This window comes from Neisseria sp. WLZKY-1, assembly GCF_046546535.1.
Taxonomy (GTDB): domain Bacteria; phylum Pseudomonadota; class Gammaproteobacteria; order Burkholderiales; family Neisseriaceae; genus Neisseria.
The window spans coordinates 1-7,078 of record NZ_JBKGTW010000074.1 but is presented as its reverse complement, the minus strand read 5'-3'; the positions used below and the strand labels follow the sequence as shown (position 1 = coordinate 7,078).

The following is a 7,078-nucleotide window of genomic DNA, read 5'->3' as shown; positions in this document are numbered from 1 at the left end:
CTTCGGCAAGCTGAAAGACGAGGCTACCGTCGGCAATGCTCCCGCTGACAAAGCTGCCAAACCCGCCGCTCCTGCCGCTCCCGCCAAAAAGTAGCCGGGAAAACCCGTATCCGCAGCCGCCGGGAGCTTTACTGCTGGAGGCTTTGCCTTGGGTGGAAGCCCTCCGGCACTGCGCGGGAGAATGTACGCCTTAAAAATGTAGAGTGTGCTGCTCAGGCTGCGCGTAGGGATCTTTGAATGCCGAAAATCGAGAGTAGGGACAGTAGAAAACCGAAGAGGGATTTCATATCCATGCCTTGGCTGAGAAACAGCCAGCCCAGTATGAAGGCACATACCGGGCTGAGCAGTCCCAGCGATGAAGCCACTGCGGGCGGTAATTTGGCGATACCACGGAAAAACAGCGCGTAGGCAAATACTGCACCAAAGAGACTCAGATAGACGAAGCCGCCGATATTTTTTGCCGTCAGCATGGCGGGCGCTGTTTCCAGCGCGAGTGCAAACGGCAGGATAAACAGACCGCCGAACAAAAGCTGCCAGCCGGTAAATGCCAGCGCGGGCAGTTTGATGCGCCAGTGTTTTGACAGGTACACGCCCAAGGACATCGATGCCGCGCCGGTCAGTGCTGCCGCGATACCCAAGCCGTCAAAGGCGGCCTGTGGCGAAAGCACCATCAGCGCGATGCCCGCCACGCCTGCTGCCGCCCAAGCCCAAGCGGCTCTGGGCGGCATGGTTTTGCCGATGAGCCAAGTCAGGAACAGCACCATCAGCGTCTGCGTCGCGCTGAGCGTGGCTGCCAGTCCGCCGGGCAGACGGTAGGTGGCTACAAACAACATGGCCTGAAACAGGCCGATATTGAGTACACCCAGCAGCACGGTTTTTGCCCATTCGCCCCGTGCCGGTGCACGGCGCGACAAGGCAATCAGCAGCAATCCGGCCGGCAGTACGCGGACAAACGCGGCGGTAAACGGAATACCGGCAGGTAGAAATTCGGTGGTCACCAGATAAGTGCTGCCCCAAATCAACGGGGCAAGTGCGGTAACTAACAGATCGCGGGTACGGAAGGCATGCATGGCGGTTTCTCTGATGTTGTGTATTTGAATGTCGGCACAATACGGCGGACAAGGCCGTCTGAAAGCGGAGCAAAACGGAAACCCGCCTTTCAGACGGCCTGATTCGGTTGTGAACCCCTTATTCTATCCACCGCACCACATCTTCGGCCGCGCGGCGGGTTTTTTCGCGCGGTTCAGCGGCACGGTAGCCGAAAGCGGCCATCACAGCGGCTTGAAACTCGTCGGGATTTATCAACCCGTTTTCCGCCAGCAGGTTGTTGGTGCGGCGCATATCGAAACCTTCGATCGGCGTGGAATCGATGCCGATCAGCGCGGCGGCGCTCATCATGTTGGCCAATGCGATGTAGCACTGCTTCGCCGCCCAGTCGTCGAAAGCGCGCGGGTTTTCGTACAGCGCGAAATCGTGTTCGGCAAAATTTTTAAAAAAGTCTTCGCGTTGGACAACGGTTTCAGACGGCATTCCGTGCACGCCGCCCCACATTTCGCGGCGGTAATCCGAGCGCATGGCGGCTTCTTTGCGCGAGAGTAAGACGACAAAATGGCTGCAATCGGCGATTTTTTCCGCTGCGCCCCATGCGGTGTCGCGTAGGGCTTCGCGCAGGGCGGGGTTTTGGACGACCAAAAACCGCCAAGGTTCCAAGCCGAACGAGCTGGGCGACAGGCGGGCGGCTTCGAGGATAAAGTCAAAATCCTCCGCGCTGATTTTCTTGGTAGGGTCGTATTTTTTGCAGGCATGACGGAAGAGAAAGGCATTTAAAACGGCGGATTTTTCGGTAAACATCGGTATACTCCTGTGGGTTATCTTGAATGCAAGATAAATTATATAGTGAACTAGAATAGGAAAGATACAAGGCAGCAAGCCACGGGCAGTATGGGTAATACGACAAGGCGCAGCAACGCCGTAGATTTTCTGTTTTAGTTCACTATAGTACCGTTTGTCTTGACGTCAAGATAAAATAGCAGCCTGTTTGACAGGTTTTCAGGAGCAGAATGTGGCTAAGACCAAAGATGCGGTGGATGAAATCGCCGTCCAATGGCGCAGAGAGTTGCCCGATTTGGAAGCGGAAAACATGATACTGATAGGCCGTCTGAAACGCTGCGCCGCGCTGGCCGAGAGCGAATTGGATAAAGTGTTTGCCGCGCACGGCTTGGGCGGCGGGCTGTTTGACGTACTTGCCGCCCTGCGCCGCAGCGGTGCGCCCTACACGCTCACGCCTACGGAGCTTTATTCCTCGCTGATGGTTACGTCGGGCACGATGAGCACGCGGCTGAAAAAGCTTGAAGCCGAGGGCTGGATCGAGCGTCTGCCCAATCCGCAGGACGCGCGCAGTATGCTGGTGCGCCTCACTGACAGCGGCAAAACCCTGGTTGAGAAGGCTGTGTATCCGCACGTTGCTAACGAAAAACGCCTGCTCGACAAGCTCGACGGCGAAACGCGCCTGATATTGGAGCGCGGTTTGGCCGCGCTGCTGCGGGCTTGGGAGGGCGGGACGGATGAGGCCGTCTGAAAGATCGGCCGCAACGGAGTGAAAATAGGCTGTGCAGACGAAAAAGGCCGTCTGAAAGCATGGAAACGCTTTCAGACGGCCTTTGCATGGCGGCCCCGTGTTTTGCCTGCTGTTCTGTTACCGTGTTCCGAATGAGGGAGGCCGCTCCCGCCTTCGCGGGAATGACGTTTCTGAAAGCTGTTTTGACTTTGCAGACGGAAAAGGCCGTCTGAAACGGTAATCAGGCCGTCTGAAAGCGTCTCTGTACTTTCAGACGGCCTCTTGCCGCATTCGGCGGCGGGCTTACAGGCTCAGGCGGCTGTGTGCGGCTTCCTGCGTGATGCTGTGGTCGGCGAGGTTGGCGGCGGTGAGGCAGCCGCCCCAGAGGGCGCCGGTGTCGAGGGCGAGGACGTTTTTGGCGTCGATGAGGCCGAGCGCCGACCAGTGGCCGAAGACGACGGTGTGGTCGAGGTGGCGGCGCTCGGGGCTGTCGAACCAGGCGTGCAGGTCGGCGGGCATATCGGACAGGGTGCTTTTGAATTCGTAGTCGAGGCTGTTGTCGGCATTGAGGGCGCGCATGCGGGTGAAAACGTTGACGATAAAGCGCAGGCGGTCGTCGCCTTCGAGGCCGTCGTCCCAGGCGGCGGGGCGGTTGCCGTACATATTGGCGAAAAAGGCGGCGGCGCCGCTGCCGCGTAGTTTGCCTTCCACTTCAGCGGCCAGATCGGCGGCCTGCCACACCGTCCATTGCGGCAGGATGCCGGCGTGGGTCATGACGTGGCGGCCGCTTTGGACGAGCAGGGGTTGGGCGCGCAGCCAGTCGCGCATTTTGTCGGCGTTTTTGTGGGAGACGATGGTGTCTATGGTGTCGCGGCGCTTCATGCTGCCGTGGCCGTAGAGGACGGCGAGCAGGTGGAGGTCGTGGTTGCCGAGCACGATTTGCACGCTGCTTTCGTGCTTCATGCAGAATTTGAGGGCTTCGAGGGATTTGGGGCCGCGGTTGACGATGTCGCCGGTGAGCCAGAGGGTGTCGCGGCCGTGGTTAAAATCTATTTTGGCGAGGAGGGCGGCCAGTTCGTCGAAACAGCCCTGAATGTCGCCGATTGCGTAGTGTGCCATGGGGTTTGCCTTGTTTTCGCTTTCAGACGGCCTTTGCCGCGCGCCGCCGTGTCTTGATGTGTTTTCGGGTTGTACCCTTACCGGCACGCGGCGGAGCGGCCGTTTACGCTTTCGCGGGAATGACGTTTCTGAAAGCATGGTTGCGCGTTTTCATTTCGTCGTTGGCGCTTTGCTTTCAGACGGCCTGCCGTCATTCGCCGTCCCATTCGTCGCGCCAATCCGACCAGGCTTGGCGCAGGGCGCGGCGGACGGTGTCGCCGTCGAAGCCGCGGTAGGCGAGAAAGCGCATCTGTTTTTGTTTTTCCGCGTAGTCCTGCGGCGGGGCTTTGAATTTTTTTTGTACGGCAGCCACGGCGGCGGCCAGTTCTTGTTCCGCGTCGGGCAGGAGGGCGCGCACGGTGTCGTGGTCTATGCCCTGCTGTTCGAGGTCGCGGCGCAGGCGCAGGCTGCCGTGTTTTTTGCTTTTGCTGTGAATGTAGGCTTCGGCGTAACGCTCGTCCGACTGCCAGCTGCGTTCGGCCGCTTCGTTTAAGACGGCCTCCAGCTCTTCTTCGCTTTGGGCATACGGGGCGAGTTTGCGTTTGAGGGCGGCGCGGCCGGTTTCGCTGCGGGCGAGGATGTCGAGGGCGCGGGCGCGCAGGGATTTTTGTGTTTTCATGTGTTGCGGAGGCCGTCTGAAAGACAGGGTTGCGTTTCAAACGGCCTTTCTTTTTCAGACGGCCTCAGGTGTTTTCGGGGGCTTGCGTTTTCTGCGGCCGCAGGTGTTCGTAGATTTCGGGCAGGGAACGGATCAGCCAGTCGGGGCGGGTGGCGGGGTCTTGCGAGAGCAGGGTCATGTCGCCGTAGCCGTAGGTGACGCCGACGGCGGTGCAGCCGGCGGCTTTGGCGGCGAGGATGTCGTTGCGCGAGTCGCCGACCATAATCATGTTGGCATGGTCGACGCCCAGCACTTGCGCGACGTGCAGCAGCGGCGCGGGCGAGGGTTTTTTTTCGGGCAGGCTGTCGCCGCCGAGGATGAGGCTGAAATAGTCGGCCAGGCCGAGTTCGCGCAGCAGCTTCACGGCCAGCACTTCGCTTTTGTTGGTGACAACGGCCAGCGGGATGCCGAGGGATTTGAGCAGGCCGAGTCCGGCTTCGACTTCGGGGTAGGGGCGGGTGGTGTCGGCGATGTGTTCGGCGTAGTGGCGCACGAAGAGGGTGAAGCCTTCTTCCCATTGCGCGGGCTCGGCTTGGCCGTGGAAATCGGCGGTGAGGGCGCGGTGGACGAGGGAGGCGATGCCGTCGCCGACGTAGCTTTCGATGGTTTGCTGCGGCAGCGGACTCAGGCCGAGGGCTTGGCGCATGGCGTTGGCGGCGGCGGCAAGGTCGGGGATGGAGTCGCAGAGCGTGCCGTCGAGATCGAAGGCGGCGGCTTGGACGTGGTCGATGGCGGGCTGCATGGGGTTTCCTTTTTTGGGATTGAGGCCGTCTGAACACGCTTTCCGTTTTTCAGACGGCCTCGGGCGTAATCCGAATGGGGCGCGTGCGTCGCTTAGGCGGCACACCCTACGTGGGTTTCTGAGGCCGTCTGAAAGTGAGGCAGACTTTCAGACGGCCTTTGCTTTACAGGGCGGCGATTATGCGGCCGACCATTTCCGCCGAGTGGACGGCGGCGGTTTCTAAAAACTGCTCGAAGCTGACGTCGGCTTTTTCGTCGGCGGAGTCGGACAGGGCGCGGATAACGACGAAGGGCACGCCGAGTTGGGCACAGGTTTGGGCGATGGCGGCGGCTTCCATTTCCACGGCCTGCACGGCGGGGAAGCGGGCGCGGATGGCGGTGGCGGCTTCGGCACTGTGGATGAACTGGTCGCCGCTGGCAATCAGGCCGCGCGTGACGGCGGCGTGCGGGAAGGCTTGCGCGGCTTTTTCGGTGGCGGAGATTAGGGCGGCGTCGGCGGCGAAGGTCGGGGGGAGTTGCGGCACTTGGCCGGGGGCGTAGCCGAAGGCGGTGGCGTCGACGTCGTGGTGGACGGTTTCGCTGCCGATCACGACGTCGCCGACTTTCAGGCCGCTGCCGAGGCCGCCTGCACTACCGGTGTTGATAACGCAGTCGGGGGCGAATTTGAGGACGGCGGCGGCGGTGGCGGCGGCGGCGTTGGCTTTGCCGATGCCGCTGAGGGTGAGGATGATTTGTTTGCCGTGCATCTCGCCCGTGTGGATTTCAAACGCGCCGAAGCGGTGGCTTTCGCGGCCGTTCAGACGGCCTTTGAGCAGCTCGATTTCGGGCTGCATGGCGCCGATAACGGCGATGGTGCGCATTTGTGTCATGCGAACACCTCTTCCCATTCGCCGCGTTTGTCGAGCAGGTAGCGGGCGATTTTCTGCGCGCCTTCAAGGCTGTGGCTGGCCGCCCAGCCGCATTGGACGACGTTGCAGGCGGGCACTTCTGTGGCGGTGGTGACGTCGTGCAGGGTTTTTTCGATTAAGTCGAGGGCGTCGCAGTATTCGGGCAGGTTGAGCAGGGTGATGTAGAAGCCGGTTTGGCAGCCCATGGGGCTGATGTCGACGATTTTGTCGGAGTGGTTGCGCGAGAGTTCGGCCATCAGGTGTTCGAGGGAATGCAGGGAGGGCATGTCCATGTGGTCTTGGTTGGGCTGGCAGACGCGCAGGTCGTATTTGTAGATGATGTCGCCGTGGTCGCCGTCGGTGATGCAGGCGAGGCGGACGTAGGGGGCTTTGACTTTGGTGTGGTCGAGGTTGAAGCTCTCGACGTTCATTTTCTTTTCGGCGGTGATGGTGTTCACGGCGGCTGTCCTCAATGTTGGAAAGGCGCGGATTATAACGCAGGCAAAAGGCCGTCTGAAAACGGTTTCAGACGGCCTTTTGTCGGCTGCTGCCTTATTTGGGCGAACAGATCAAGCACGGCCGTACGTCGCGTCCCTGCATTTTGTGCATGGTAAAAAACAGTTTCAGGCTGCCTGAAACCGAATGTTTTTAACAGATCTTCTGTACAAAAAACGCCTTGTCGTACTGCTCCAGTGCGCCAAAACCATGATTGTCGTTGTGTGCTTCGGTTTGAATGTAACCGTTTAAGCAGATGTCTTCTTTGATAAAAAATGCTTTGTTCGCAGCCCTTTTCTGTTTAACCAGCTTGGATAAAACGCCGTTTTTGTCATTCAGGTAATATGTTTTTCCCTGGTGGATAAATTCTGCTTGTTCAAATGAAATTTGGATGGTGCCGTTCATATTGGAAGCATTGTTTGACGCATTTTCCTGACTGTCTGCAAAGCTGCATGCAGTCAATAGCAATAAGAAGGCAGCAATAGACCTCTTGCGAAAGTATCCTGAAGATTTACAATTTCCAAATGAAATACTAAAACCTAATCCAAAGAAGCAACAGGGAATTCAAACGGCTCACAGGTG

At 59.2% G+C, this 7,078-nt stretch carries 9 protein-coding genes; 1 reads left to right on the top strand and 8 read right to left on the bottom strand.

Going from position 1 to position 7,078, the window contains the following annotated elements; translation table 11 throughout:
* Positions 1 to 212 precede the first annotated feature (212 nt).
* Together ACLD9W_RS11775 and ACLD9W_RS11770 are read right to left on the bottom strand one after the other, a co-directional pair.
* A complete protein-coding gene (locus tag ACLD9W_RS11775; RefSeq protein WP_410842191.1) occupies positions 213 to 1,070 on the bottom strand; it encodes an EamA family transporter in 858 nt (285 codons plus the stop codon).
* Positions 1,071 to 1,188: 118 nt separating this feature from the next.
* Complete coding sequence (locus ACLD9W_RS11770) at positions 1,189 to 1,851, bottom strand: NAD(P)H-dependent oxidoreductase (protein WP_410842190.1); 663 nt, start codon at positions 1,849 to 1,851, stop codon at positions 1,189 to 1,191.
* Positions 1,852 to 2,062: 211 nt separating this feature from the next.
* Here ACLD9W_RS11770 and ACLD9W_RS11765 point away from each other — a divergent pair, with 211 nt between their 5' ends.
* Entirely contained in the window at positions 2,063 to 2,578 is a 516-nt protein-coding gene (locus tag ACLD9W_RS11765; RefSeq protein ID WP_410842189.1) for a MarR family winged helix-turn-helix transcriptional regulator, read from the top strand.
* A 282-nt stretch (positions 2,579 to 2,860) separates the two neighbouring features.
* On the opposite strand, the gene ACLD9W_RS11760 is transcribed toward ACLD9W_RS11765, so the two are convergent.
* The 6 genes from ACLD9W_RS11760 to ACLD9W_RS11735 form a co-directional block, all read right to left on the bottom strand.
* Positions 2,861 to 3,676 (bottom strand): symmetrical bis(5'-nucleosyl)-tetraphosphatase, encoded by an 816-nt coding sequence (locus ACLD9W_RS11760; RefSeq protein ID WP_410842188.1) that lies wholly within the window; start codon positions 3,674 to 3,676, stop codon positions 2,861 to 2,863.
* Between the two features lie 190 nt (positions 3,677 to 3,866).
* Positions 3,867 to 4,334, bottom strand: a complete 468-nt coding sequence (recX, locus tag ACLD9W_RS11755) for a recombination regulator RecX (RefSeq protein WP_410842187.1) — start codon at positions 4,332 to 4,334, stop codon at positions 3,867 to 3,869.
* A 64-nt stretch (positions 4,335 to 4,398) separates the two neighbouring features.
* Complete coding sequence (locus ACLD9W_RS11750) at positions 4,399 to 5,115, bottom strand: phosphoglycolate phosphatase (protein ID WP_410842186.1); 717 nt, start codon at positions 5,113 to 5,115, stop codon at positions 4,399 to 4,401.
* Between the two features lie 163 nt (positions 5,116 to 5,278).
* The gene (locus ACLD9W_RS11745) at positions 5,279 to 5,983 is read right to left on the bottom strand and encodes a 5'-methylthioadenosine/adenosylhomocysteine nucleosidase (RefSeq protein WP_410842185.1); all 705 of its coding nucleotides are present in this window, start codon (positions 5,981 to 5,983) and stop codon (positions 5,279 to 5,281) included.
* On the bottom strand, positions 5,980 to 6,432 hold the full coding sequence (locus tag ACLD9W_RS11740; protein ID WP_410842192.1) for an S-ribosylhomocysteine lyase: 453 nt from the start codon (positions 6,430 to 6,432) through the stop codon (positions 5,980 to 5,982). The genes ACLD9W_RS11745 and ACLD9W_RS11740 overlap by 4 nt, the downstream gene beginning before the upstream one ends.
* Before the next feature lie 217 nt (positions 6,433 to 6,649).
* Entirely contained in the window at positions 6,650 to 6,901 is a 252-nt protein-coding gene (locus ACLD9W_RS11735) for a hypothetical protein (protein ID WP_410842184.1), read from the bottom strand.
* Positions 6,902 to 7,078: the final 177 nt, after the last annotated feature.

Bases quoted from the DNA above. Each gene is read 5' to 3' on its own strand.
- ACLD9W_RS11735 (WP_410842184.1), bottom strand. From the start codon at position 6,901: ATGAACGGCACCATCCAAATTTCATTTGAACAAGCAGAATTTATCCAC.
- ACLD9W_RS11770 (WP_410842190.1), bottom strand. From the start codon at position 1,851: ATGTTTACCGAAAAATCCGCCGTTTTAAATGCCTTTCTCTTCCGTCAT.
- ACLD9W_RS11745 (WP_410842185.1), bottom strand. From the start codon at position 5,983: ATGACACAAATGCGCACCATCGCCGTTATCGGCGCCATGCAGCCCGAA.
- ACLD9W_RS11760 (WP_410842188.1), bottom strand. From the start codon at position 3,676: ATGGCACACTACGCAATCGGCGACATTCAGGGCTGTTTCGACGAACTG.
- ACLD9W_RS11750 (WP_410842186.1), bottom strand. From the start codon at position 5,115: ATGCAGCCCGCCATCGACCACGTCCAAGCCGCCGCCTTCGATCTCGAC.
- ACLD9W_RS11740 (WP_410842192.1), bottom strand. From the start codon at position 6,432: ATGAACGTCGAGAGCTTCAACCTCGACCACACCAAAGTCAAAGCCCCC.
- ACLD9W_RS11775 (WP_410842191.1), bottom strand. From the start codon at position 1,070: ATGCATGCCTTCCGTACCCGCGATCTGTTAGTTACCGCACTTGCCCCG.
- recX (WP_410842187.1), bottom strand. From the start codon at position 4,334: ATGAAAACACAAAAATCCCTGCGCGCCCGCGCCCTCGACATCCTCGCC.